The organism is Gulosibacter sediminis, from assembly GCF_023370115.1.
Classification (GTDB): domain Bacteria; phylum Actinomycetota; class Actinomycetes; order Actinomycetales; family Microbacteriaceae; genus Gulosibacter; species Gulosibacter sediminis_A.
In genome coordinates this window covers 328920-354869 of sequence record NZ_CP097160.1, presented here as the reverse complement: position 1 = coordinate 354869, position 25950 = coordinate 328920, and the positions used below count along the sequence as shown (strand labels likewise).

Sequence of the window (25950 nt, the reverse complement as noted above, 5' to 3'; positions counted from 1 at the left end):
GCTGACACCAGAGCGGAGATGAACACATGTCGAGCCCCCAGATCGAGCCCACCGAAGTGCTCGTAATCGGCGCCGGCCAGGCCGGAATTGCGACGAGCGAACACCTGAGCGCCCGGAGCCTCCCCCACATCGTGCTCGAGCGCAACCGCATCGCCGAGCGCTGGCGCAGCGAGCGCTGGGATTCGCTCGTCGCCAACGGCCCCGCCTGGCACGACCGCTTCCCCGGCCTCGAGTTTGACGATGTCGACCCCGACGAATTCGCGCCGAAGGAGCGCGTGGCGCGGTACTTCGAGCAGTACGCCGAGAAGTTTGCGCTGCCGATCCGCACCGGCGTCGAGGTGCGCAGCGTGCGCCGCGACGCGAGCGGCCGGTTCATCGCCGAGACGAGCGCCGGCACGTTCTCGTCGCGCTTCGTCGTCGCCGCGACGGGCGCGTTTCAGGTGCCCGCGTATCCCGCCCTCGTGCCGGCCGACGCCGGCATCGACCAGCTGCACTCGAGCAGTTATCGCAACCCCGAGCAGCTGCGGCCGGGCGGCGTGCTCGTCGTCGGCGCGGGGTCGTCGGGCGTGCAGATTGCCGACGAGCTGCGGGCGAGCGGGCGTGAGGTCGTGCTCGCGGTGGGTGCGCACGACCGGCCTCCGCAGCGGTACCGCGGGCGCAGCTTCGTGTGGTGGCTCGGGGCGCTCGGCCTGTGGGAGAAGGCGACGCCGCCTGCCGGCGCCGAGCACACGACCATCGCCGTGAGCGGTGCCCACGGCGGTCGCACGATCGACTTCCGCGACCTCGCCGCCGATGGCATCACGCTCGTCGGCCGCGCCGAGTCGTTTGCCGACGGCGTGCTCACGTTCGAGCCGAACCTCGAGCGCGACATTCGCCTCGGCGACGCGAACTATCTGTCGGTGCTCGAGCAGGCCGACGCCTACATCGAGCGCATGGGCCTCGACCTGCCCGAGGAGCCCGAGGCGTGGCAGCTCGGCGCACTGCCCGAGTCGGTGACGACACCGATCGAGTCGCTCGACTTGGCTGCGGCCGGCATCACGACGATCGTCTGGGCGACCGGCTTCGGCGTCGACTACGGCTGGCTCGAGGTCGACACCTTCGACGACCGCGGCCGCCCCGTGCAGCAGCGCGGCGTCTCGGAGGAGCCGGGCGTCTACTTCGTCGGCATCCCGTGGCAGTCGCGCCGCGGCTCGAGCTTCATCTGGGGCTGCTGGCACGACGCGCGCTACGTCGCCGACCAAATCGAAATCCAGCGCGGCTACCTCGCCTACGCGGGCAACGCCCTCCCCGCCACGGCCCCGGTCCCCCACCCCTAGCCGCCACGGCGCGCTTGGTCGGCAGGCCGCCCCGTAGCGCGGCCGCCACACGAACTGTTGAGTGGTCGTTCTTTGTAGTGTTTCCGCCTCACTAACTACAAAAAGCGACCACTCAACAGCTTTTCAAGGGAGGATGGGGCGTGGGGAAATTGAGTGGGATGCGGGCGGTGGTCGGATGCGCGGCAGCCGTTGCGCTGTTGGCGGCGTGCGCGAACACGGCCGGGTCGCGCATCCCCGAAGTGGATGTTGGCGAGAGCACCGGCGCGACTGACGCTTCCGAGCAGTCTTCCGGGCCGTACGAGGGCGAGCTGCCCATTCGTGAGGCCGCGACGCCCGCGAGCTGCGACGGCACCGACCAACTCGCGATCGGCTTCAGTATCGTCGACGCGGCAGCGGGCCGCCGGTATCTCAGCGTCGAGATTCTCAACTGCTCCGATGCGCCGGTCACGCTCAGCGAGCCGCCAACGTTCGCGACGTCAACGCTCGACGGCATCGACATCGATGTCGACTGGGAGGCCTCGCCCGGGTCCGAATCCGCCCCGACGATCGAGCCCGGAACGGCAGCCAAGCTCGAGCTCTCGTGGCAGTCAAACGGCCGCTGCGAGCGCGGCGCGCAGGTGCTCGAAGTGTCGATTGCCGGCGCATCCGGCCGCATCGAGGACTGCCTCCAACTCGGCAACGACCCGGGCTGGGAGGACCCCGCCGCGAACCAGGACACCTACGGCACTGACCCAGCCACCGCATCCTGGCGCTACCCCACCCCCTAATTCGCGGTTGAGCGGTCGGGCAGTTGAGAGCTCGGGCGGCGGCCACCGGCAAGCACTCGGACGAGGGTGAGGCAAATCAAATATGATCGGCGCATGCTTGCCAATGAGGACATCAGAAAGATTGCCGAGGAGCTCGCCGACGCCGAGCGCACTCACACGGTGATCCCCCGCATCACCGCCCGCTACCCCGACGCGACCGTCGAGGACTCCTACGCAATCCAGGGTGTCTGGCGCGACAGCCAGGTCGCCGCCGGCCGCAAGCTCGTCGGCCGCAAGATCGGCCTCACCTCGAAGGCGATGCAGGCCGCGACCGGCATCACCGAGCCCGACTACGGCGTCATGTTCGACGACACCGTCTACGAAAACGGCTCGGTCATCGACTTCGACCAGTTCACCAACGTGCGCATCGAGGTTGAGCTCGCGTTCGTGCTCAAGTCGCCGCTCGAGGGCCCGAACTGCTCGCTGTTCGACGTGATCCGCGCCACCGAGTTCGTCACGCCCGCGCTTGAGGTGCTCAACTCGCACATCGAGATGGAGGGCCGCACGATCGTCGACACCATCTCGGACAACGCGGCCTACGGCGGCATGGTGCTCGGCGGCATCCCGATGCGCCCCGACGAGATCGACCTGCGCTGGGTCTCGGCGCTCCTCTACAAGAACGAGACGATCGAAGAGACCGGCGTCGCCGCGGGCGTGCTCAACCACCCCGCCACGGGCGTCGCCTGGCTCGCGAACAAGTTCCACCAGCACGGCTCGCGCCTCGAGGCCGGCGAGATCATCCTCGCCGGCTCGTTCACCCGCCCCATGTGGGTCGAGCGCGGCGACTCGGTCGTGTGTGACTACGGAAAGATGGGCACCATTTCATGTCGTTTTCTCTAGAGCTCCCGCCCACCTTCAAGCAGCGCCTCGCCGACGCCGACCGCGGCCTCGCGGGCATGTGGCTCTGCTCGGGCTCGACGGTGAACGCCGAGATCGCCGCCGGCTCAGGCCTCGACTGGGTCCTCATCGACGGCGAGCACGCCCCGCTCTCGCTCGAGTCGATCCAGACCCAGCTGCAGATCCTCGCCGCCTACCCGGTCACCCCGGTCGTGCGCGTGCCCGTGAACAACGAAGTCTTCATCAAGCAGTACCTCGACCTCGGCGCACAGAACCTGCTCGTGCCGATGGTGAACTCGGGTGAGGATGCGGCTGCCGCAGTTCGTGCGGTCCGCTACCCGCCCGCCGGCGTGCGCGGCGTCGGCGCCGCGCTCTCGCGCGGCGGCCGCTGGAACCGCGTCGACGGTTACCTGGGGCGCGCCAACGACGAGCTCGTCTCGCTGTTCGTGCAGATCGAGTCGGCGGAGGCGGTGGAGAACGTCGAGGCGATCGTGAACACCGAGGGTGTCGACGGCATCTTCATCGGCCCGAGCGACCTCGCGGCCTCAATGGGCTTCATCGGCCAGCAGACGCATCCGGATGTTGTGGCCGGGGTGCGCTCGGCGATCGCGGCCGCCCGCACGGCCGGGAAGCCGGTCGGTATCAACGCGTTCGACCAGCAGGTCGCGCTCGGCTACCTCGACGACGGCATGGACTTCATCCTCGTCGCGGCCGATGTCTCGCTGCTGGCCCGCGCATCCGAAAAGCTTGCCGATACGTTCCTCCACGAGCGCTCCGGCGTGGCGGGCACCGGCGAGCGCGCAAGCTACTAATCGGTGCGAGTGGCACCAGCCCCGAGCAGCATGTGTCGTCGGCCTGCGGGCTGAGATCGACGAGCAGCGCTATCGCGGGTTGGTGCCGCGCAAATAGCATCCAAGCAGCGCCTCGCAACGACCCGCGTGGCCGCCAGAAAGGCACTGCAATGAACCGCAAGCACCTCATCTCTCTCGCCGCCGCAGCCACGCTGCTCGCGTCGCTCACCGCCTGCAGCAGCGGCGACGCCGAAGAGCCGGCCACCGACAGCAACCAGGACTCGGCCGACACCGGCAGCAACGAGTCGGAAGACACGACCACCGAAGACGGCGGCAGCGAGGAAGGCGGCGCGAGCAGCGGCTCGGGCGACTTCTCCCTCACCATCGACGGTCAGGCCGTTGAGTTCAGCGACGCACAGGTCGCCTGCGCCGACTCCGAGATGGGCTTTGCGATTTCGGTGACTTCGCCCGATCTCGACGCCGCCGCTGGCCAGTCCGTCGGCGCTGTCCTCGCGAGCGCCGATGACCCGACCGTCACCGCCGTCGGTGTCACCGACGCCGACGGCAACAGCCTGGCGTACGCCGAGGGCACCGGCCAGGGTTCGGCCGAAGCAACGGTCGACGGCAACACCTACACGATTTCGGGTGAGGGCCTCTCGACCAACATTGCCGACGCGACGAGCGTCGAAACGCTGCCCTTCGAGCTCACGGTGACCTGCCCGTAGCACGCAGGCCGCGCCGAAGCGGGCCGGGTGATGCACAACGCGTCGCCCGGCCCGCTTTCGTCTGCCCTGGCTAGAGCGCGCGCAGCACGACCGCGCTGCCCTGCCCGCCGCCACCGCAGATGCCGACGGCGCCGAGCGAGCCGGCGCCCGCGGCCTGCAATTGGCGCGCAAGCGTACCCACGATGCGTGCCCCGGATGCGCCAATCGGGTGCCCGAGCGCGATCGCCCCGCCGTGCTGGTTCACCACCTCGAGGTCGATGCCGAGCTCGCGCGCCGACTGCACGCCGACGGCCGCGAAGGCCTCGTTGATCTCGACAGCGGCGAGGTCGGATGCGGTGACCCCGTCGAGCTTCGCGAGCGCGGCCGAGATGGCCCGCGCGGGCTGAGAGTGGAGGTGGTTGTCGGGGCCGGCGACGAACGCGGTCGCCTCGATGCGGGCGATCGGCGCGAGGCCGAGCCGCTCGGCGGCGGCCTCGCTCACGATGACGAGCGCGGCGGCGCCGTCGGTGATCTGCGAGGCATTGCCGGCCGTGATCGTGCCGTCCTTGGTGAACGCCGGGCGCAGGCCGGCGAGCGACTCGGCCGTCGTCTCGGGGCGCACGCCGTCGTCAGCGTCGATGACGGTGTCGCCCTTGCGCGAGGTGACGGTGAACGGCGCGATCTCGCCGGCGAAGAACTCGCCCGAGGCCGCCGCGCGCTGGTGCGACTTCGCCGAGAACTCGTCCTGCTCTTCGCGGGTGAGGCCGAGCGGCACGTTGCCTTCTTCGGTGAGCGCCCCCATTGCGACCTGGTCGAAGGCGTCGGAGAGGCCGTCGTGGTCGACGGTGTCGATGAACGTCGCGGGGCCGTACTTCACGCCCGCGCGCAGCGGCGCGACGTGCGGCGCGAGCGACATCGACTCCTGGCCGATCGCGACGACGACGTCGGCCTCGCCCGCCGCGATAAGGCGCGCGGCCTGCGAGACCGCCTCGGTGCCCGAGAGGCAGACGGCGTTGATCGTGATGGCCGGCACGTTCATCGAGATGCCCGCGCCGACGGAGCTCTGGCGGGCTGGGTTCTGGCCGGCACCGGCCTGCAGAACCTGGCCGGCGACGACGAGGTCCACCTCGTCAGGGCTGATACCCGCGCGCTCGAGCGCGGCCTTCGCGGCGTGGGCGCCAAGCACGGTGGCGGGCTGCCCCGCAAGCTTGCCGGTGAACCGAGTAAAGGGCGTGCGGGCGTACCCCGCCACGAGTGCGGCCATGAGAGTGCTCCTCGAATCTCGACCGCGAGCGAACCCGCGGCGTTGCGACGTGTGGGCCCGAAGCGCGGGCCGTTCAATTTCTATTGTGCCTGCCACCACCGACATCTGGCTGCACGGTGCACACCGGGCCGACCCGCCCGCCTAGCCGAACAGCGCGGCGGTCGCGTCGGTCTCGAACATCCGCGAGATCTCGGCCGGGTCGACGTCCTCAAGTCGCGCCGGGCGCCACTGCGGGTTGTTGTCCTTGTCGACGACGCGCGCCCGCACGCCCTCGGCGAAGTCGGGCGCCGTCGCGAGGTGCATCCCCACCCGGTACTCGCGCGCGACCGCGGCCCGCAGGCCCGGCTCTGCCCGCGCATCCCGCAGCAGTCGTGCCGTCACCTCGAGCGACGTCGGCGACATCTGCCGGATGCTCGCGGCGGCCTCCCCCACGGCCGCCTGCCCCGCCGTGGACAGCGCATCCAACTCGGCCAAAATGTCGGCAACGCGCTCATGCCGGTAGACGACGTCGATCCAGTCGCGCTGCGGCAGCAGCTCGGCCTCGGGCGCCGGCTCGGCGAAGCGCGCGACGACCTCGTCGGCGGCCTCGGTTTCGAGCGCCGCGAGCAGCTCGCCGAGCCGCGCCGACGGCACGAACGCGTCGGCGAATCCGCCCGCGAGCGCATCGCCCGCGCCGAACGTGCCCGCGGTGAGGGCCACGTGCATCCCGACTTCGCCGGGCATCTCGGCGAGCCGCCAGCTGCCGCCGACGTCGGGCAGAAAACCGATGCGCACCTCGGGCATGCCGAGGCGGCTGCGCTCGGTGACGATGCGGTGCGACGCATGGGCGCTCAGGCCGATGCCGCCGCCGAAGGTGATGCCGTCGAGCAGCGTCACGTACGGCTTCGGCAGCTCGTTGAGCTTCACGTCGAGCCGATACTCGAGCGCAAGAAAGTCGTAGAACAGCTGCGGGTTGCCCGCCTCAAGCGCCAGGCGCGACTCAGCGATATCGCCGCCGGCGCAGAGCGCGCGCTCCCCCGCGCCCGTGAGCGCGAGTTGGCGGATGTTCGGGTCGGCGAGCCACGCATCCACCTGCGCATCGATGAGCTGCAACATCTCGAACGAGAGGGCATTGAGCTGCCGCGGGCGGTTCAGGGTGATGAGGCCGAGGTGGCCGCGCTGGTCGAAGAGCACCGGTGAAGCTGTCATAGCGGTCTCCACCCTAGTCTTGCGACGTGGCGGAGCACCCGACGCAGTGGCACGGACCTCGGCGACCCTGCCGGTGCATCCGTGCGTGAACGTGTTCGGCCCCGAGCCGAATCGTGCCGTGTAACGCTCGGACCGGGACCCGCGATAACCCTAATTGGACATTGTCTGAATTGCCTTCGTGCCTTTACACAAGGAAATGCCCGCGCATCGTGCCAATTCGTGCATTCATCAATGCGTTGGCCGACTGATCGCCGAGAGCGCAACGATTTCGGGTTTCGCGAGGGGCTCGCGCGATAGGCTTCGTGAACGTTCGGCAGGCGGCTGTTGCTGCGCGCTTTTTTTGCGCCCGCCCCCGAGCTGATGCACGCAGGCAGCAGCACGAGTTTCAGGGATGATGCTAATGACTACACCGCACACCAACAGCCCGTTGATTCAAGAGCTCGACCCCGAGATCGAGGCGCTCGTTGCCGCCGCCGACGCGGCCGCGCTTGCCTACGCCGACACGAACCCGAAGGAGCGCGGCGCTGCGCTCGTCGCCGCCGCCGACGCGCTCGACGCGAACGCTGACGAGCTCGTCGCGATCGCCCAGGAAGAGACCGGCCTCTCGGAGGGTCGCCTCCGCGGCGAGCTCAACCGCACCGCCGTGCAGCTGCGCCTGTTCGCCGACGTGATCGTCGACGGCGCCTACCTCGACGCCCGCATCGACTACCTCGACACCGACTACGCCCTCGGCGTGCGCCCCGACCTGCGTCGCGTGCTGCAGCCCGTCGGCCCGACCGTCGTGTTCGCGGCCTCGAACTTCCCGTTCGCCTTCTCGGTCGCCGGTGGCGACACCGCCGCGGCCCTCGCCGCCGGTAACCCCGTGCTGCTCAAGTCGCACTCGGGCCACCCGAAGCTTTCGGTGCGCACCGGCGAGATTGTCGCCGAGGCGCTCAAGGGCGCCGGCCTGCCCGACGGCGTCTTCGCCGTGTTCAGCGGCCAGGAGAACGGCACCTCGGTACTCAAGGACCCGCGCATCCAGGCCGGTGCCTTCACCGGTTCGGAGTACGTCGGCCGCCTGCTCGCCGACATCGCGGCTGCGCGCCCGCAGCCAATCCCCTTCTACGGTGAGCTCGGCTCGACGAACCCCGTGTTCGTCACGCAGGCCGCCCTCGACACCCGCGCCGACGACATCGTGAGCGGCTTCGCCACTTCGATCTCGGGCTCGGCCGGCCAGCTCTGCACGAAGCCCGGCTTCGTGTTCCTGCCCGAGGGCCACGGCCTCGACGAGCAGCTCGTGGCGGCGTTCGACGCCGCGAACGAGTCGACCGGCGAGCAGCGCCTGCTCAACCCGGGCATCACCCGCGGCTACAACAAGCGCCGCGACGAGGTGCTCGCCGCCAACGGCGTGCGCGTCATCACCGACGGCTCGTCGCGCGTCGACGACGACAAGCAGGGGTGGACCACCCCGACCATCGTCGCCGTCTCGCTCGACGACTTCCGCGCCGGTCGCGAGGCCATCCTCGCCGAGGTGTTCGGCCCGTTCTCGGTGCTCGTTGAGGTGCCCGCCGGCACCGACTACCCCGCGCTCGTCAACGAGTTCTTCACCGGCTCGCTCACCACGACCATCCAGGCCGCTGAAGGCGAAGAGAGCGACGAGCTCAAGTCGCTCGTGCGGGCCCTGCGCCAGGTCTCGGGCCGCATCCTGTTCGGCGGCTGGCCGACCGGTGTCGCCGTGACCTACGCTCAGCAGCACGGTGGCCCATGGCCCGCGACGACGAACGACTCGTCGACGTCGGTCGGCACCGCGGCAATCGGTCGCTTCCTGCGCCCGGTCGCGTTCCAGTCGATGCCGGATGCGCTGCTCCCCGCACCGCTGCAGGATTCGAACCCGTGGGGCGTGCCCCAGCGCATCGACGAGGCTGGCGCCTCGAAGACGTGGGGTTCGGCTGCGCGGTAGCTTGCGCTTGGCCGCTCGGTATTGCGGCTAGTTGAGAATGCTCGTGGGCTTGGCCCGCGGGCATTCTTCGTTTTCCGGGGGTGTGGGGTGGGACGGTGCTGGGTAGGTGGGTTGGTTTGGGATGGGTCGGGGTTGGGAGGCAAGGACGGGATGCGTCGGGCCAGGCGAGTGCGTTGGCCCGGCCGCGCGCCTGCCCGAGCCCGTGCATCCAGCCTGCCCCGCGCATCCCAGCACGGCCGCCGCAAAGTGTCCCCCACAGCCCAGTTTTCGCGGAAAAAGTGGGATCTTGGGGACACCCTGCGGCGTTGACGCATCCAGGCTCGGTGACTAGCGTCAGCGGGGTGACCCGCACCCTGACTCTCGCCCAGGCGCGCCGCGTCGCCATCGCTGCCCAGGGCCTCGATCGCCCGCGCCCCGAGACCGTGACGATGCGGCACCTCACCGGCGTGCTCGACCGCATCGGCCTGCTGCAGATCGACTCGGTTAACGTGCTCACGCGCGCCCACCTGCTCCCCCTCTTTTCTCGCCTCGGCCCCTACGACACCGCGCTCGTCGACCGCGCGACCGGCAAGGCCCCGCACCGCCTCATGGAGACCTGGGCGCACGAGGCGACCTACGTGCCGGCGGCGACGTATCCGCTGCTCAGCTGGAAGCGCCGCAACTGGGGCAGCATGAGCGCGGCCAACATCGAGGCGAAGCATCCGGGCATCATGGCGCTCGTGCGCGGCATCGTCGCCGAGCACGGCCCACTCACCAACCGCGAGCTCGAGCGCTACGTCGACGAGGCCCACGCGGCCCGACCATCCGACGGCTGGGGCTGGTCGTGGAGCGGCGCGAAAGTCGCCCTCGAGATCCTCTTCGACGAGGGCGTCATCACCTCGGCCCGCCGCAACGCGCAGTTCGAGCGCGTCTACGACCTCACCGAGCGCGTGCTGCCACCGGCCATCGCGGCGCAAGAGACCGCCGAGCGCGCGGATGCGGTGCGCGAGCTCGTGCGCATCTCGGCCCAGGCGCACGGCGTGGGTTCGCTCCGGTGCCTCGCCGACTACTTCCGCCTCGACACCGCGAGCACGAAGCGGGCCATCGCCGAGCTCGTCGAACTCGGCGAGCTCGAACCCGTGACCGTGCGCGGCTGGGATCGCGAGGTCTGGCTCGCGGCCGGCGCGCGCATCCCCCGCCGCACCGACGCGCGGGCGCTGCTCGTGCCCTTCGACCCGCTCGTGTTCGAGCGCCGCCGCCTGCTCGAGTTGTTCGGGATGCACTACCGCATCGAGATCTACACGCCCGCGGCGAAGCGCGTGCACGGCTACTACGTGCTGCCGTTCCTGCTCGGCGAGCACCTCGTCGCCCGCGTCGACCTCAAGCACGACCGCGCCCGCGGCGTGCTGCTCGTGCGCTCGGCATTCGCCGAAACCCCGGATGCGCAGGCCGCGAAAACCTGGCCGCGCGAGGACGTCGTGGTCGCGAACCTCGTCGAAGAACTGGGCGAGCTGGCCCGCTGGCTCGGCGCCGACGCCGTCGAGGTCGCGGCGGATGCGCGCGGCGACCTGCCCGCCGCCCTCAGCCTCGCGCCCGCTAACTGAGCGACGCCGCGAGTTGCCGCGAATCGCGCGTCACCAAGCTCGCCGCATCCGCACCATGCCGAACTAGCCTCGCGCTCCCCCACTAACGAGAGAAGGCCCCGCCCCGGCACCTGCCGAGGCGGGGCGCTCCCCCACGAGGTGGCTACTTCTTGTTCGCGAGGCGCCAGCGCTGACCCGGGTCGGTCGCGATGCGCAGCCACGCGGCGAGCACGTTTGCGCACACCGTCGTGATGACGATCGACAGGCCAGGCAGCACCGACTGCCACCAGGCGATCGACAGGTACTCGCGACCCTGCGACACCATCAGACCCCAGCTGAGGTCCGGCGGCTGAATACCAATACCGAGGAAGCTCAGCGACGACTCAGCGAGCATCACATAGCAAAACTCGAGCGTCGCGAGCGAGACGATCGTCGGCAGCACGTTCGGGAAGATGTGGCGACCCATGATCGTCGCGGGGCTCGCGCCGAAGTTGCGCGCCGCATCCACGAACATGCGCGTGCGCAGCTCGGCAGTCTCGGCCCGCGCGGTACGCAGGTAGATCGGGATGCGCGTCAGGGCGAGCACGAGCACGATGTTCGCGGCGCTCGGAGCGAAGATGTAGAGGATGACGACGGCGAGCAGCAGCGACGGGAACGACATGATGATGTCACCGATGCGCATCGACAGGCTCTCGCGCCAGCCGCGGTGGTAGCCGGCCCAGATGCCCCAGGCCGTGCCGATGATGCCGGCAACGACGACCGCGGCGAGTGAGACGCCGAGGCTCGTGCCGCCCGCGATCATCATGCGGGCGAGCATGCTGCGCCCAATCGCGTCAGAGCCGAGGATGAACTGCCACCCCTCGCCGATACTGAACGGCGGCAGGTTGCGGTTGGGCAGGTCGGGGCGCTGCGCGAGATCGCTCACGAGCAGCGGCGCGACGAGCGAGGTGAGGATGATGACGATGAGCACGACCGCGGCCGTGGTCGCGAACTTGTCGCGCAGCAGCAGCGTGAACAGGCTCGGACGTCCGCCCTCGCGCTTCAGCTGGCGGCGATCGGCCTTCGTCGTGAGAATCGCTTCGGTGCCACCGGCGTCAACCGCCGGAGTGTACTTGGGCTGGGTGTCGGTCATGCGCCTGCCCCCTGGGTTCCGGGTGCCTGAGTGGATGTGGTGGTGCCGGTGCTCGAGGCCGAGCCGGCGGATGCGGTGGCCACGGTCGCCTTGATGGCGCCGGGCTTGACGGTGCGCACACCGGTGGTCGCGGGCTCGCCGTCCTTCTTCCCCTGCTGCTTCGCGCTGCGACCGGTGGGGCGAACCCGCGGGTCGAGGGCGGCGTAGAGCAGGTCGATGACGATGTTCAGCACGAAGATCGCAACGGCGGTGACGAGCACGGCGGCTTGGAGCACCGGGAAGTCGCGCATGAGGATCGAGTCGATCATGAGCTTTCCGATGCCGGGCCAACCGAAGATCGATTCGACGACCACGGCGCCGTTGATGAGGCCGACGGTGAGGTCGCCCGCGACGGTGAGCGCCGGGGCGGCCGCGTTCTTCAGGGCGTGCCGGGTGACGACGAAGAACCGCGTTGCGCCGCGGCTGTAGGCCACCTTGATGTAGGGCTGGCCGAGCACGGTCACCATCGAGCCGCGCACGATCTGCGCGAGCACGCCCACGGGGCGCATCATCAGCGTCGCGACGGGCAAGATCCACACCTCGGGGCCACCCTGCACACCCGAGGTGGGCAGAATACCGAACGAGATCGCGAAGATCCAGATGCCGAGAATGGCGAGCCAGAAGTCGGGCACACTCGCGGCGACCATCGAGAAGAAGCTCACGATGCGGTCGGCGACGCCGTTCGGCTTGAGGGCGGCCCAGCAACCGATAACGACCGCGATGATGATCGAGAACAGCATCGTGAAGAACGCGAGCTGCAGCGTGGCCGGGAACGCCCGGAGCACCATCGCCGCCGCATCCTCGCCGGTGCGCATCGACTCGCCGAAGTCGAGCGTGAACGCGCCGCCGAGGAAGTTGAGCAGCTGCTGGAAGATGGGCAGGTCGAGGCCGTTACGGGCCGCGAAGTCGGCCTTCATCTCCTCGGTCGCGCTCAGCGGCAGGTAGAGCGACGACGGGTCACCCGTGAGGCGGGCGAGGAAGAAGACGCCGATGACGACGACGATCAGCGGGATCGCGCTTTGGAGGATTCGCTTCCCTAGGTAATTCAGCACGTGAGTTCCTCTCTGAACCGTTGCGTTGAGTCGGGTGCGGTGCCGGCGCTAGGCCGAGGTCACCGTGGAGATCCGCAACTCGTCGCCGGATGCCGAGTTCGGGGTGTAGTTGATGCGGTCGGAGACGCCGAGCATGCCGGTCTGGTGGGAGATGAAGGCCATCTGCACGATCGATTCGACCTCGTAGTTCATGATCTCCTCGTACGCCGCCTCGCGCTCGTCGCCGGAAAGCGGTCGGGCCGCATCCATCATCGCGTCGAACTCGTCGGTGCCGAACTCGCTCTGCGGGCCGTCGGAGAGGAAGTACTGGTCGACCGAGAACTGGGCGTCACCGGCCTGGTTACCGTGCTGAATCAGCAGCATGATGGGGCCCTGGTTCGTGACGAACGGTGCGGTCTGGTACTCGAGATGCTGCGCGGTCTCGAGCATCTGCAGGTTCACGTTGAGGCCGATCTCGGCGAATTCACCCTGCAGGATCTCGGCCACTTCCTGAATCTTCGGGAACTGCGCGGTGCGCACGACGAGCTGGATCTCGGTGTCGACTGGCACGCCGTCGGCGCGGGCCTCCTCGACCAGCTGGCTGGCCATCTCCGGGTCGAAAGGCCAGGGCTCGAGGTCGGGGTTGTGGCCAACCACGCCCTCGGGGATGATCTGCGCCGCGACCTGGTCGCCGTTCGGGTAGAGCGCGTCGACGATCCCTTGTTTGTCGATCGCGTAGTTGATCGCCTGGCGGATGCGGATGTCGTCGAGCGGCGCGACGTTGCCCTGGAAGCGCACGGCGACAGTCTCGTTGTTCGGGTACGGGACGCCGTAGTCGCCGATGCCGTCGTCCTGACTCAGGCCGGTCGCAATGTCGGCCTCGCCGTTCGTGATCATGGCCGCGCGCACGGTCGCCTCGCCACGCCACACATACTCGACGTTCGGGAACTCGGGCTTGTCGCCCCAGTAATCGGCAAACTGGGTGAGGCGGATGTTGTTGCCCGAGCTCCAGTTGGCGATCTCGTAGGGGCCGGTGCCGGCGGGCTCACGCACCTTCTCGGTGTCGGAGGTGGCGGGCGAGACGATCTCGATGAATGAGAGCTTCAGCGGCAGAATTGGGTCGGGCTCTTCGGTCGTGATCTTCAGCGTCGTGTCGTTGACGACGTCGAGACCGAGGTCGGCGTCGCCGAAGACGTAGCCCTCGACGTTGCAGCCGAGGTCGGAATTGACGGCGCGGTCGATCGAGTGCGCGGCGGCGGCCGCGTCGAACTTCTCGCCGTCCTGGAACGTGACGCCCTCGCGCATCGTGAACGTCCATTCGGTGTCGCCGGTCTGCGACCACTCGGTGGCGAGCAACGGGTCGAGGTCACCCGTCGCCGGGTCGCGCTCGACAAGGGGCTCGGTGATGTTCGAACGGACGACGACACCGGTCGAGGTGAGGTTCGCCTCGCACGCCTCGAGCGTCGGGGGCTCCTGCTGCAGCACGACCCGCACCGTGTCGCCCTCGAGGGCGCCGACGCCGGAGTCGGACTGCGAGTTGGCGACGGTGCAGCCGGTGAGCAGCGCGATGATCGGCACCACAGCGATGGCGCTGCGCGTGAGGCGCGCCTTGGCGCTCCTGGGAACTGCAGAACTTGTCATGCCGTTTGGCTCCTTTGCCATGGTGGATGTGGCCGGTCGCGTACGAGACGCGGCTGAGGTCTGATGCGGGGTGTCGACCGCGTTGTCGACGGACTCTCGCGTACCTAGAGTCAATCAATTTCGCGGAAGTTCGCAAGCAAGCATTCCGTAAGCAAATGACGTCGGATGCGCGGATTCGGCTTTTTCGCTCGGCAAAAGTCGCGGAATTCCACGCGACTCGCGGGATAGATGCACCGCGGGAATTGATCAATGCGTTTTACGTCTTAGACGATTTTTACCCGCCCGAACTAGCGTGAGCGACATGAACGCAACTTCCGTACTCCAGGTCGGCCCACTGATGCCCGCCCTCGAGACGCAACTCAACGATGAGTTTGCCGCCCGCGTCGTGACCCCTGGAGCGCCCATCGAGGGCGCCGAGGAGATCCGCATCGCGGTGACCAGCGGCCGCAACGGCGTGAAGGCCGAACTCCTCGAGCAGTTGCCGAATCTCGAACTCGTCGCGAATTTCGGCGTCGGCTACGACGGCAACGACACCGCCGCGCTCAAGGCTCGCGGTGTCGCGCTGACGAACACCCCCGATGTACTCAATGCCTGCGTCGCCGACACCGCGCTCGGTCTGCTGCTCAACGCCTTCCGTCGCTTCCCCGACTCCGAACGCTTCACCCGCGCCGGCGAGTGGGCCGCCGGGGCCAACTACCCGCTGACGCGACGCTTCTCGGGCAGCACCATCGGCATCCTCGGCATGGGTCGCATCGGCGCCGACGTCGCCCAGCGCGTCGAGGCTTTCGGCTGCAAGGTGCTCTATCACAACCGCCGTGAGGTGCCCGGCACGACCGCCGAGTACGTCGGTTCGCTCGAAGAACTTGCCCGCCGCAGCGACGCGCTCGTCATCACCGTGGTCGGCGGCCCCTCGACGAAGCACCTCGTCGATGCCGGCGTGCTCGCGGCACTCGGCCCCGACGGCATCCTCGTCAACGTCGCCCGCGGCACCGTGGTCGACGAAGCCGCGCTCATCGCCGCGCTGCAGGACGGCACGGTCGGCGGCGCCGGCCTCGACGTGTTCGAGGAGGAGCCGCAGGTGCCCGCCGAGCTGCTCAACCTGCCGAACGTCGTCGCCCTGCCCCACGTCGGCAGCGGCACGGTCGAGACCCGCAACGACATGAAGAACCTCGTGCTCGAGAACGTGCGCGCGCAGCTCGCTGGCGAGCCGCTCGTGACGCCCGTCGAGCTCTAGTTCGCGCATCCCAACCCCACCCGAGGGCCGCCTCGCGCCCGTCGCGAAGCGGCCCTGTCAGGTATCCCCCAATGCGAATTCGGAATTGATTTTGCGCGTTTCCACTTTTGATATCGGCGCATAGCCGACTTGGATAGCGAATCGCGTTTTCGCCTCCGAATTCCTCCTACGCTGACCAATACCCTCACAGATTTATTCGAAAAGGATTTGCCATGACCACGAAGTACACGCCGCAGGAGCTCGCGAAGCACCTCGCCACCGGTCTGCTGTCGTTCCCGGCCACGGCCTTCACTGCCGACTACGACTTCGATGAGGCTGCGTACCGCAAGCACATCGAATGGCAGTCGAGCTACGACGTTGCCGGCCTCTTTGCCGCAGGCGGCACCGGCGAAGGGTTCTCGCTCAGCGTTGACGAGTTCCCCCAGGTCGTGCGCGCCGCGGTCGAGTCGAGCCGCGACGAAGTTCCCGTGCTCGCGTCGGCCGGTGGCTCGACGAAGCAGGCCATCGCCAACGCCCAGGCCGCGACCGAGGCCGGCGCCGAGGGCCTCCTCGTGCTGCCCCCGTACCTCACCGAGGTTGACCAGGAGGGCCTGTTCAACCACCTCGACGCGATCGCCTCGTCGACCGACATTGCGCTCATCGTCTACAACCGCGCGAACGCGATCTACACCCCCGAGATCCTCCAGCGCCTCGCCGACAAGCACCCGCACTTCATCGGCTTCAAGGACGCGATCGGCAACATCGAGCACCTCGCTCGCGTGCGCGCCGCGCTCGGCGACCGCCTGTTCTACCTCGGTGGCCTGCCCACCGCCGAGACCTACGCGCTGCCGCTGCTGAAGATGGGCATGAGCACCTACTCGTCGGCGATGTTCAACTTCGTGCCCGAGTTTGCGCTCAAGTTCTACGACGCAGTGCGCGCCGAAAACGAGCCCGAGGTCAGCCGCATGGTGCGCGACTTCGTCATCCCCTACCTCGACATCCGCGACCGCAAGCACGGCTACGGTGTGTCGATCGTCAAGGGCGGCCTCAACGTCGTCGGCCGCAGCGTGGGCCCCGTGCGCCCGCCGCTGCAGGACCTCAGCGAGCAGGACCTCGCCGACCTCGACGCACTCGTGAAGACGGTGCAGGTTTCGGCGTAGCGTCGTTCCAACGTCGCGGATACGCGCAAGGGTGAGCGCTCTGGCCTTCGGACCGGGGCGCTTACCGCGTTTCCAGTGTGCAGTGGCGCCCGGGCGGCGAATGCAACAATTGTGCGAATGAAGGCACACGAAGTGGTTATGGCGTGGGTCACCGACGAACTCGCGAGCGGCCGTCTGCACGTCGGCGACCACCTGCCGAGTGAGCGCACGCTCGCCGAGACGCTCGGCATTTCGCGCAGCTCGGTGCGCGAGACGATGCGCGTGCTCGAGTCGCTCGGCACGATCCGCACCTCGACCGGCTCGGGCCCCCGCTCAGGCACGATCATCACGGCGGCGCCCGAACAGGCGCTCACGCTCGCGCTCAACCTGCAGCTCGCGACACGGCAGGTCGATCACCACCACATCTTTGAGACGCGGCTGCTGCTCGAGACATGGGCGGCCGAACACTCCGACCCCGCCTTCGGCGATTGGGAGAGTGCCGAGCGACTGCTCGACTTCATGGACGACGAGTTGCTCCCCGTCGAGGATTTCCTTCCGCTCGACGCCGAGTTCCACGTCGTGCTCTCGCGCGCCGCGGACAACCCGCTCATCAGCACGCTCATGGATGCACTGCGGCTGTCGATCGCCGATCACACGCTCGCGCTCGCCCACGCGATTCCCGAGTGGGCGACGACCTCGCGCAGGCTGCGGCGCGAGCACCGGGACATCTTCACGGCGCTCCGCGAGGGCGACCGCGAGGTCGCGGCAGAGCGTATCCAGGCCCACATTCGCGGGTACTACTTCGAAACGTCGGCGGCCGGCGAAGCCGCAGGCAACCTCGGCGCTCCCGCCACCGGCGCCGAGTAGTTCCCAGCCGCACCTTCTTAGGCCGGGCGGCCGCGCCCGGGGGTGTCTCCTGCGCATTTTGAACATTTTTTGTTGACGCGTTGAACAGCGAGTGCCTACACTCGTGTGGTCAGACCACATGGTCGTACCACACGTGTGGCCCACCCGCACCCGCACCCGCACCCGCACTGGCAGCGGAAATCTCAGTAGCAAAAATCTCAAGGGAGAGATTCATGAACGCACCGGGAACACCTACCCCAACACCCGACACCACAGAGAAGCTCAACCTGCGCGTGCTCCTCGGCAGCCTCAGCGGCAGCGTCATCGAGTGGTTCGACTTCCTCGTCTACGGCACCGTCGCGGCCCTCGTCTTCAACAAGCTCTACTTCCCGAGCGACGACGAATTCGTGTCGACGATCCTCGCCTTCGCGTCGTTCTCGCTCACGTTCTTCTTCCGCCCGCTCGGCGGCATCATCTTCTCGCACATCGGTGACCGCATCGGCCGCAAGAAGACGCTCTTCATCACGCTCACGCTCATGGGCGGCGGCACGGTCGCGATCGGCCTGCTCCCCGACTTCGCGGCGATCGGCATCGCCGCGCCGATCCTGCTCATCTGCTTCCGCATCCTCCAGGGCCTCGGCATCGGCGGCGAGTGGGGCGGCGCGCTGCTGCTCGCCTACGAGTACGCCCCGAAGCACCGCCGCGGACTCTACGGCGCCGTGCCGCAGATGGGAATCAGCCTCGGTATGCTGCTCGCCTCGATCGTCATCGCCCTGCTCACGCAACTGCCCGACGGCCAGTTCCTCACGTGGGGCTGGCGCGTGCCCTTCGTCGCGAGCATCGTGCTCGTGTTCATCGGCCTCTGGATCCGCAACGGCCTCGACGAGACCCCGGAGTTCCGCCGCATCCGCGAGACCGGCGCCCGCCTCAAGCTGCCGATCAAGGACGTCGTGACGAAGCACTGGGGCGCCGTGCTCGTCTCGATCGGCGCGAAGGCCGCCGAGACCGGCCCGTTCTACATCTTCGGCACCTACGTTGTCGCCTACGCGACGAACGTGCTCGGCGCCCGCGAGAACATGGTGCTCCTCGCGGTCGGCGCCGCCGCGTTCGTCGCGACCGTCTGGATGCCGATCTTCGGTGCCATCTCCGACCGCGTCTCGCGCGCCCTGCTCTACCGCTGGTCGGCGAGCGCGACGATCGTACTGATCGTTCCCTATTACCTTGTGCTCAACACCGGCGAAACCTGGGCGCTGTTCGTCACGACCATCTTCGCCTTTGGCCTGCTGTGGGGCAGCGTGAACGCGATTCTCGGCACGCTCATCGCCGAGAACTTCGCGCCCGAGCTGCGCTACACCGGCGCGACCCTCGGCTACCAGCTTGGTGCCGCGATCTTCGGCGGCACCGCCCCGATCATCGCTGCTTGGCTGCTCGAGATCAGCGGAGGCGAGTGGTGGCCCATCGCGGTCTACGTCGCGATCTGCGCCAGTATCTCGGTGATCGCGTCGTTCTTCATCAAGCGCGTTGCGCACGTCGAAACCGCTATCACTCCGGCAGCCGTGCCCGAGGCGTAGCCCCAACATCGTCGAAAACGAAAAGGTCTCCACCATGGTGCAACGTCAACTACCGAACCCCTCGGACATCTTCGAGTACCTGCAGTTCAAGAAGCCCGATTTCAACCTCAAGCGCCGCCGCCTCGAGGCGGCCCTCACCGTCGCCGACCTTCGGAAGATTGCGAAGCGCCGCACCCCCGCGGCCGCCTTCGACTACACCGACGGTGCCGCCGACGAAGAACTCTCGATGCGCCGCGCCCGCCAGGCCTTCCGCGACATCGAGTTCAACCCCGACATCCTTCGCCCGGCCGAGCACGTCGATACGACCACCAACATCCTCGGCGGCACGAGTGCCCTCCCCTTCGGCATCGCCCCGACCGGCTTCACGCGGCTCATGCAGACCGAGGGCGAGACCGCTGGCGCCGGCGCTGCCGCGGCGGCGGGCATCCCGTTCTCGCTTTCGACCCTCGGCACGACCTCGATCGAAGAAGTGCAGCGGGTCAACCCGAACGGGCGCAACTGGTTCCAGCTCTACGTCATGCGCGACCGCGAGATCTCGTACGGCCTCGTCGAGCGTGCCGCGAGGGCCGGCTTCGACACGCTCATGTTCACCGTCGACGCGCCGATCGGCGGCAACCGCATGCGCGACACCCGCAACGGCTTCTCGATTCCGCCGCAGCTCTCGGTGAAGACGATCGTCGACGCGATTCCGCGCCCGTGGTGGTGGTGGGACTTCCTCACGACACCGAAGCTCGAGTTCGCCTCGCTCTCGTCGACCGGCGGCACCGTCGGCGAGCTCCTCAGCTCGGCGATGGACCCAACCATCTCCGACGACGACCTCTCGATCATCCGCGACATGTGGCCGGGCAAGCTCATCGTGAAGGGCGTGCAGACCTTGCCCGACGCGGTGCGGCTCATCGACAAGGGGGTCGACGGCATCGTGCTCTCGAACCACGGCGGCCGTCAGCTCGACCGCGCACCCGTGCCGTTCCGTCTGCTGCCCGAGGTCGTGCGCGAAGTCGGGAGCGACGCGAACATCATGCTCGACACCGGCATCATGCACGGCGCCGACATCGTCGCCTCGATGGCGCTCGGCGCGAAGTTCACACTCGTCGGCCGCGCGTACCTCTACGGCCTCATGGCCGGCGGCCGCGAGGGCGTCGACCGCATGATCGAGATCCTTGGCTCGCAGATTCGTCGCGCGATGGCGCTGCTCGGCGTCTCGACGATCGAGGAGCTCGAGCCGCGGCACGTCACACAGCTGCAGCGCCTCGTGCCGGTGCAGGGATCGGCGGCCGCGCCCGCCGGGTCTCGGGTGACCGGGGCGTAGTTGCTTGGGCCGCGGGCGACTACCGGGGGCGCAAAGTACACACCCGTGGCAAATTCGCGTGTGGCTTGGAGGGCCGCAATAACAGCCCAAGCTCTCGGTGGTGGGGCTGCGCGGCCGGTGCCGTGGAGCCTTGCACAGCCCCGGGCATCCGGACCAATGGCGAATTAGCCCGGAATCAGGCGCCAACCCCACCCCTACCGAACCTGGCGCTCGAGGGGCAATCCGGCGGCGAGGCGGTCGATGTTGTGGGCGATGTCGCGGGCGCGGGCGATGAATACCTGCTCGGCGTGGCCGGAGTGGTGGGGGCTGACCACGGTGTTCGGGAGGCTCGCGAAGCGGGCGACCGACTTGGGGGCGCGGAGTCCGTCGTTGCCGCCCCACCACACGTCGAGGCCGACGCCCGCGATCGTGCCGTCGGCGACGGCCTCGGCCACCGCATCCTCGTCGAGCACGCCGCCGCGGGCGACGTTGAGCAGGTGCGCGGTCGGCTTCATCGCGGCGAGCTGCGGCCTCGAGATCATGCCGCGCGTCTCGTCGTTCAGCGGCGCGCACACCACGACGATGTCGCACTCACCAAGGAACGCCTCGAGCTCATCAAAGCCGTAGACGCGCTCGAATGACGAGCCCGCGGGCACGCCGGCCGAAGCGTTGCGGCGAACGCCGATCGTGCGCATCCCGAGCCCTGCCGCGAGCGCCGCGACCTCCTGGCCGATCTCGCCGGTGCCAACGACGCCGAGCGTGTCGCCGAACGCAAGCCGATGGTACGGCGTGGCCGGGTCGCTCGCGACGGTGCGCCACTCGCCCGACCGCAGCTGCGCATCCGTCGTCAGCGCGCGCCGACGCAGCATGAGCAGCTGCATGATCACGTGCTCGGCAATCGAGCGGCCGTGATGCCCGGTATTGCAGATCGCAACGTCGGCGGGCAGCAGCGCGACGTCGACGCGATCGGTGCCGGCGCCGGTCACGTGCGCGAGACGGATGCTCGACTCGCGCAAGTCAGCCGGCTCGGCGAGCTTCGAGAGCACGAGCACGTCGGCATCGGCCGCCACCCGGTTCAGCTCGGCGGCGTCGCCCGAAGTCGCGTAGACCCACTCGTGCGGCTCGGCCGTCGCCTCAAGCTGCGCGCGAAACGGCGCGATGATCGGGTCGCTGACGACGATGCGCAGCGGAGTTACCACTTCGGCACCTCGGGCGAAAAGTCGGGGCGGATGCGGTGCATGTACGTCGTGTCGTCGCGCTGCGTCTGGCCCGCGTCGAGGTACTGCTGGTGCAGCGCCGCGAGGCGGTCGCGGTCGAGCTCGACGCCGAGGCCGGGACCCTCGGGCACGTTAACCGAGCCGCCCGCGATGTTGAACACGTCGCCGACGATGACGTCTTCGTCGGCCCGCTTCCACGGCCAGTGGGTGTCGACGGCGAAGCTGAGGTTCGGGGTCGCGGCGGCGAGGTGAATCATCGCGGCGAAGCTGATGCCGAGGTGCGAGTTCGAGTGCATCGACAGGCCCCAGTCGACGGTCTCGCAGATGCCGGCGAGCAGCTGCGAGCGCTTGAAGCCGCCCCAGAAGTGGTGGTCGCTGAGCACGATGTCGACCGAGTTCTGCTCGATGGCGGGGCGGATGTGGTCGAACGAGACGACGTACATGTTCGTCGCGAGCGGGATGCTCGTGCGCTGCTTCACAGCGGCGAGGCCGTCGAGGCCGACGGTCGGGTCCTCGAGGTATTCGATGACGCCCTCGAGCGCCTCGGCCACCTTGACCGAGCTCTCGACGGTCCAGGCGCCGTTCGGGTCGATGCGCAGCAGCACGTCGGGGAACGCCTCGCGCAGCGCGAGAATCGCCGCGACCTCCTCCTCGGGCGGGAAGACGCCGCCCTTGAGCTTGAGCGCGGTGAAGCCGTAGCGGTCGATCAGGGTGCGGGCCTGCTCGACGATGCCTGCAGGATCGAGCGCGGGGCCCCACGCGTCGTCTTCGCCCGGCTCATTCTGCTCGGTGAGGTGGCCGCCCCACTTGTAGAACAGGTAGCCGCTGAGCTCGACGCGCTCGCGCACACGGCCGCCGAGCAGCTCCGACACCGACACGCCGAGCTGGCGGGCGCGGATGTCGAGCGCGGCGACCTCGAACGGCGAGAGCACGCGGTCGGCGGCCGTGGTGCCGGTGACCATGCCCGACATGCCGTGGCCGCCCTCGATGGTGTCGTTCTCGAGCGCCTCGATGACGCGGCGGCGCAGCTCGTTCGTCTCGGTGACGTCGAGGCCGACGAGCACCTCTGCCGCGAGCGCGAGGCGCTGGATGTGCTGGGCATCGCCGTAGGTCTCGCCGAGGCCGACGGTGCCGTCAGCCGCGGTCACCTCGATGATGGCGCGCAGCGCGAAGGGCTCGTGCACGCCGACCGAGTTGAGCAGCGGCGCGTCGTGGAACGCCACTGGCGTGATCACGATCTCGGAGATGCTGCCCGGGGTTGCCCCGGCTGCTTGCTGGTCGTCGCGTCGAAAACGGCGGATCTGTTCCACGGCGTCATTGCCTTTCGTCGGTGCACTGGGACACGGCGCGGTCGCCGTCCACGACATTGTGCAACGTCTGGCGCGGGCAACGGGACGCCATAGACTTCACCCTAGGAGCCCGGGTCGATGCCACCAACACGTCCTATGGAATAATCAATACCGGGAAGGTATTGATGTTCTCGCTAATTCAGATGGAATGCTTCGTCGCCGTCGCCGAAGAGTTGCACTTCGGTGAGGCGGCCGCGCGGCTGCAGATGACGCAGCCGCCGCTGAGCCGACAGATTCAACAGCTCGAGCGCGAGCTTGACACCCAGTTGTTCGTGCGCACGAGCCGTCGCGTCGTGCTCACCGAGGCCGGTCGGGTGCTGCTGCCGCACGCCCGGCAACTCCTCGACCTCGCCGATCGTGCCGCCGCCGACACGAAGGCGGTGGGGCTCGGTGCCGAGGGCAGTCTGTCGATCGCCTATACCGCGATGGCCGGACGGAGTATCCTTCCCGCCATCGTCAAGCTCGTGAACAAGCACCTGCCTGGGGTACGCCTCAACCTCACCGAGCGCATCACCGCTGACCAGCTCGACGAGATCGAGCGCGGCACGGTTGACATCGGCCTGCTGCACCCGCAGCTCAACCGACCGACGATCACCGAGCGCACGCTGCTCACCGAGGACATGCTCGTGGCGGTGCACACCTCGTCGCCGCACGCCGCCTCCGCCGAGCCGATTCGTCTCGACGCCCTTGCCCGCGAGCCACTGCTCATGTACCAGCCGAAGACGGCGCGGTACTTCCACGACCTCGCGATGCTCGCGCTGCAACGGGCTGGCATCGAGCCGCGCATCTCGCAGTACGCGGGGCAGATTCCGGTGCTGCTCTCGCTCGCGAACGCGGGGCTCGGCTTCGCGATCGTGCCCGCCTCGGCACGGCATTTCCTGCCCGAGGATGTGCGGCTGCGACCGATCGACTTCGAGGGCATGCAGGTGAAGCCGGTGCAATCCACGCTCTCGCTCGCCTGGAACGCGGGCACGACGAACCCCGTCGTGTTCCGTTTTCTCGACGTGCTCGAGGAGGACGTCGCGCAGGAGCACTCGCTCATTCGCGCGACACAGCTCATCTAGGCGGGATGCGCGGCTCGCGACCCGAGCACGAGCCCCGCCCCGCTCATCCACTTTCTGCATTGATCCATGCAGACATGAGCCTGCCTCGCTGTTCGGGCCCGGGCTAGCCTCGGGGGAAGACTGGTCATCACTCAACGAGGAGGATCCATGACCGCGACTCCGCTTGCCGACACCACCGCATCCGCCGACCGCCCCACCGAACCGCTGCTCGAAGTCGACGACTTGCGCGTCGCGTTCCAGGTCGGCGACAAGCTCGTGCATGCGGTGCAGGGCGTCAGCCTCGACCTCGCGCCGGGTGAGATTCTCTCGATCGTGGGCGAGTCGGGCTCGGGCAAGAGCACGGTCGTCAACGCGATCCAGGGCTTGCTCTCGCCGAACGCGAAAATTCAGGGCGGCTCGGTGCGCTTCGACGGACGCGACATGCTGCGCCTCAACGAATCGCAGTGGCGCGAGGTGCGCGGTAAGGACATCGGCTTCATTCCGCAGGATCCGGCCGGCTCGCTCAACCCCGTGCGCAAGGTGGGCATTCAGGTGGCCGAGCCCCTGCTCATCCACCACCTCGCCGACCGCAAGACCGCGACGAACAAGGCGGTCGAGCTGCTCACGATGTCGGGCCTGACGCACCCCGAGGAGCGCGCGAACCAGTACCCGTTCCAGTTCTCGGGCGGCATGAAGCAGCGCTCGCTCATCGCCGGCGCACTGTCGACGAGCCCGAAGCTGATCATCGCCGACGAGCCGACGAGCGCGCTCGACGTGACGGTGCAGAAGCAGATTCTCGACTACATCGAGCAGCTCGTGCAGGAGCTCGGTGTGGCCGTGCTCATGATCACGCACGACCTCGGCCTCGCCGCCGAGCGCAGCGACAAGGTCGTCGTGATGCGCAAGGGCGAGGTGGTCGACGCCGGCCCCGCTCGCGCAGTCATGTCGAGCCCGAGCGCGAGCTACACGCGCACGCTCATTGACGCCGTGCCGAAGATGGACGCGTTCGACACCCGTGCCACCCGCATCCGTGAGGTCGAGGAGGTCGAGGAGGTTGCGCCCCTCGTCGAGACCCGCGACCTCGTGAAGATCTTCGACCTGCCCCGCGGCGGTTCAGCGAAGACGCTCACCGCGGTCGACCACGCGAACCTGACGATCCGCCGCGGCGAAACGCTCGCGGTCGTGGGCGAATCGGGTTCGGGCAAGTCGACGCTCGCCCGCATCATCCTGCGCCTCGACGAGCCGACGAGCGGCCAGATTCTGTTTGATGGCAAGGACATCACCAAGGTCGACGGCCGTGCCCTGCGTAAGCTGCGCCAGCGCATGCAGATGGTCTACCAGAGCCCGTTCGACTCGCTGAACCCGCGCATGAACCTGCAGCAGATCATTAGCGAGCCGCTGAAGTCGTTCAAGGTCGGCGACGCCGCCGAGCAGAAGAAGCGCGCACGCGAGCTGCTCGACCAGGTGTCGCTGCCGTCGAACCTCATCGACCGGTTCCCCGATGAGCTCTCGGGCGGTCAGCGCCAGCGCGTCGCGATCGCGCGCGCCCTCGCGCTCGAACCCGAGTTTGTCGTGCTTGACGAGGCCGTGTCGGCGCTCGACGTGTCGGTGCAGGCGCAGATCCTCAAGCTCCTCGACGAGCTGCAGGGCGAGCTCGGCCTGAGCTACCTCTTTATTACGCACGACCTCGGCGTCGTCGCCGAGTCGGCCGACACCGTCGCCGTGATCCAGCACGGCAAGATGCTCGAGTACGGCCCGACCGCCGAGATCTTCCGCCACCCGCAGAGCGACTACACCCGCAAGCTGCTCGACGCGGTGCCGAGCCTGTAGCCCGCGCCCGCGCCGCCCGCCCGGGCCGCGCATCCGCCATCGCGCTCACTTTGTGGGTGGTTCGGCCGGCGGGTAACAGTGTTGCGGGGCGCGTGCGACATACTCGGTCACACGGCTTGGGATGCCCGGGGTCGCCCGCTTGACTGGATGCACGGCCCGGTCACCGCGACACGGCGCGGCCCGGGCCGGCCAACTTCCACGACG

Annotated in this window: 21 protein-coding genes; 14 read left to right on the top strand and 7 right to left on the bottom strand. The window is 68.5% G+C overall.

The window, feature by feature from the left end:
- Positions 1 to 26 precede the first annotated feature (26 nt).
- The 5 genes from M3M28_RS01530 (at position 27) to M3M28_RS01510 (ending at position 4475) form a co-directional block, all read left to right on the top strand.
- On the top strand, positions 27 to 1316 hold the full coding sequence (locus M3M28_RS01530; RefSeq protein WP_249387102.1) for a flavin-containing monooxygenase: 1290 nt from the start codon (positions 27 to 29) through the stop codon (positions 1314 to 1316).
- 140 nt (positions 1317 to 1456) lie between these two features.
- Positions 1457 to 2083, top strand: coding sequence for a DUF4232 domain-containing protein (locus M3M28_RS01525; RefSeq protein ID WP_249387101.1), 627 nt, complete (start codon positions 1457 to 1459; stop codon positions 2081 to 2083).
- A 93-nt stretch (positions 2084 to 2176) separates the two neighbouring features.
- Positions 2177 to 2962 carry a 2-oxo-hept-4-ene-1,7-dioate hydratase gene (hpaH, locus tag M3M28_RS01520; protein WP_249387100.1) on the top strand — a complete coding sequence of 262 codons (786 nt, stop codon included), beginning with the start codon at positions 2177 to 2179 and terminating at the stop codon, positions 2960 to 2962.
- Positions 2947 to 3771 carry an HpcH/HpaI aldolase family protein gene (locus M3M28_RS01515; protein ID WP_249387099.1) on the top strand — a complete coding sequence of 275 codons (825 nt, stop codon included), beginning with the start codon at positions 2947 to 2949 and terminating at the stop codon, positions 3769 to 3771. The genes hpaH and M3M28_RS01515 overlap by 16 nt, the downstream gene beginning before the upstream one ends.
- Before the next feature lie 149 nt (positions 3772 to 3920).
- Positions 3921 to 4475 carry a lipoprotein LpqH gene (locus M3M28_RS01510; protein WP_249387098.1) on the top strand — a complete coding sequence of 185 codons (555 nt, stop codon included), beginning with the start codon at positions 3921 to 3923 and terminating at the stop codon, positions 4473 to 4475.
- Between the two features lie 70 nt (positions 4476 to 4545).
- Here M3M28_RS01510 and M3M28_RS01505 read toward each other — a convergent pair whose 3' ends face one another.
- Both M3M28_RS01505 and M3M28_RS01500 read right to left on the bottom strand, forming a co-directional pair.
- Positions 4546 to 5718: an acetyl-CoA C-acyltransferase gene (locus M3M28_RS01505; RefSeq protein ID WP_249387097.1), complete on the bottom strand. Its 1173-nt coding sequence runs from the start codon at positions 5716 to 5718 to the stop codon at positions 4546 to 4548.
- 141 nt (positions 5719 to 5859) lie between these two features.
- Positions 5860 to 6906, bottom strand: coding sequence for an enoyl-CoA hydratase/isomerase family protein (locus tag M3M28_RS01500; protein WP_249387096.1), 1047 nt, complete (start codon positions 6904 to 6906; stop codon positions 5860 to 5862).
- 400 nt (positions 6907 to 7306) lie between these two features.
- On the opposite strand from M3M28_RS01500, the gene M3M28_RS01495 reads away from it, so the two are divergent.
- Positions 7307 to 8845 carry an aldehyde dehydrogenase (NADP(+)) gene (locus M3M28_RS01495; RefSeq protein ID WP_249387095.1) on the top strand — a complete coding sequence of 513 codons (1539 nt, stop codon included), beginning with the start codon at positions 7307 to 7309 and terminating at the stop codon, positions 8843 to 8845.
- A gap of 341 nt (positions 8846 to 9186) precedes the next feature.
- Positions 9187 to 10428 (top strand): winged helix-turn-helix domain-containing protein, encoded by a 1242-nt coding sequence (locus M3M28_RS01490; protein WP_249387094.1) that lies wholly within the window; start codon positions 9187 to 9189, stop codon positions 10426 to 10428.
- 142 nt (positions 10429 to 10570) lie between these two features.
- Here M3M28_RS01490 and M3M28_RS01485 read toward each other — a convergent pair whose 3' ends face one another.
- Genes M3M28_RS01485 through M3M28_RS01475 form a run of 3 tightly spaced genes read right to left on the bottom strand, consistent with a single transcriptional unit; the run spans position 10571 to position 14250 of the window.
- Entirely contained in the window at positions 10571 to 11539 is a 969-nt protein-coding gene (locus M3M28_RS01485) for an ABC transporter permease (protein ID WP_249387093.1), read from the bottom strand.
- Entirely contained in the window at positions 11536 to 12630 is a 1095-nt protein-coding gene (locus tag M3M28_RS01480) for an ABC transporter permease (protein ID WP_249387092.1), read from the bottom strand. The genes M3M28_RS01485 and M3M28_RS01480 overlap by 4 nt, the downstream gene beginning before the upstream one ends.
- Positions 12631 to 12678: 48 nt before the next feature.
- On the bottom strand, positions 12679 to 14250 hold the full coding sequence (locus M3M28_RS01475) for an ABC transporter substrate-binding protein (protein ID WP_249387091.1): 1572 nt from the start codon (positions 14248 to 14250) through the stop codon (positions 12679 to 12681).
- A 301-nt stretch (positions 14251 to 14551) separates the two neighbouring features.
- Between M3M28_RS01475 and M3M28_RS01470 the strand changes: the two genes are divergently transcribed.
- The 5 genes from M3M28_RS01470 to M3M28_RS01450 all read left to right on the top strand — a co-directional run bounded on the left by M3M28_RS01470 (position 14552) and on the right by M3M28_RS01450 (position 20328).
- Positions 14552 to 15484 (top strand): 2-hydroxyacid dehydrogenase, encoded by a 933-nt coding sequence (locus tag M3M28_RS01470; protein WP_249387090.1) that lies wholly within the window; start codon positions 14552 to 14554, stop codon positions 15482 to 15484.
- Between the two features lie 212 nt (positions 15485 to 15696).
- Entirely contained in the window at positions 15697 to 16623 is a 927-nt protein-coding gene (gene kdgD / locus M3M28_RS01465; RefSeq protein WP_249387089.1) for a 5-dehydro-4-deoxyglucarate dehydratase, read from the top strand.
- Between the two features lie 117 nt (positions 16624 to 16740).
- Complete coding sequence (locus M3M28_RS01460) at positions 16741 to 17469, top strand: FadR/GntR family transcriptional regulator (RefSeq protein ID WP_249387088.1); 729 nt, start codon at positions 16741 to 16743, stop codon at positions 17467 to 17469.
- A 212-nt stretch (positions 17470 to 17681) separates the two neighbouring features.
- Positions 17682 to 19019: an MFS transporter gene (locus tag M3M28_RS01455; RefSeq protein WP_249387087.1), complete on the top strand. Its 1338-nt coding sequence runs from the start codon at positions 17682 to 17684 to the stop codon at positions 19017 to 19019.
- A gap of 34 nt (positions 19020 to 19053) precedes the next feature.
- Entirely contained in the window at positions 19054 to 20328 is a 1275-nt protein-coding gene (locus M3M28_RS01450; protein WP_249387086.1) for an alpha-hydroxy acid oxidase, read from the top strand.
- Between the two features lie 194 nt (positions 20329 to 20522).
- Here the strand turns inward: M3M28_RS01450 and M3M28_RS01445 are convergent, their stop codons facing one another.
- A complete protein-coding gene (locus M3M28_RS01445; protein ID WP_249387085.1) occupies positions 20523 to 21506 on the bottom strand; it encodes a 2-hydroxyacid dehydrogenase in 984 nt (327 codons plus the stop codon).
- A complete protein-coding gene (locus M3M28_RS01440; RefSeq protein WP_349305335.1) occupies positions 21500 to 22834 on the bottom strand; it encodes a glucarate dehydratase family protein in 1335 nt (444 codons plus the stop codon). Before M3M28_RS01440 ends, M3M28_RS01445 begins: the two co-directional genes overlap by 7 nt.
- Positions 22835 to 22998: 164 nt before the next feature.
- Here M3M28_RS01440 and M3M28_RS01435 point away from each other — a divergent pair, with 164 nt between their 5' ends.
- Positions 22999 to 23937 carry a LysR family transcriptional regulator gene (locus M3M28_RS01435; protein WP_249387084.1) on the top strand — a complete coding sequence of 313 codons (939 nt, stop codon included), beginning with the start codon at positions 22999 to 23001 and terminating at the stop codon, positions 23935 to 23937.
- A gap of 147 nt (positions 23938 to 24084) precedes the next feature.
- On the top strand, positions 24085 to 25746 hold the full coding sequence (locus tag M3M28_RS01430; protein ID WP_249387083.1) for a dipeptide ABC transporter ATP-binding protein: 1662 nt from the start codon (positions 24085 to 24087) through the stop codon (positions 25744 to 25746).
- Positions 25747 to 25950: the final 204 nt, after the last annotated feature.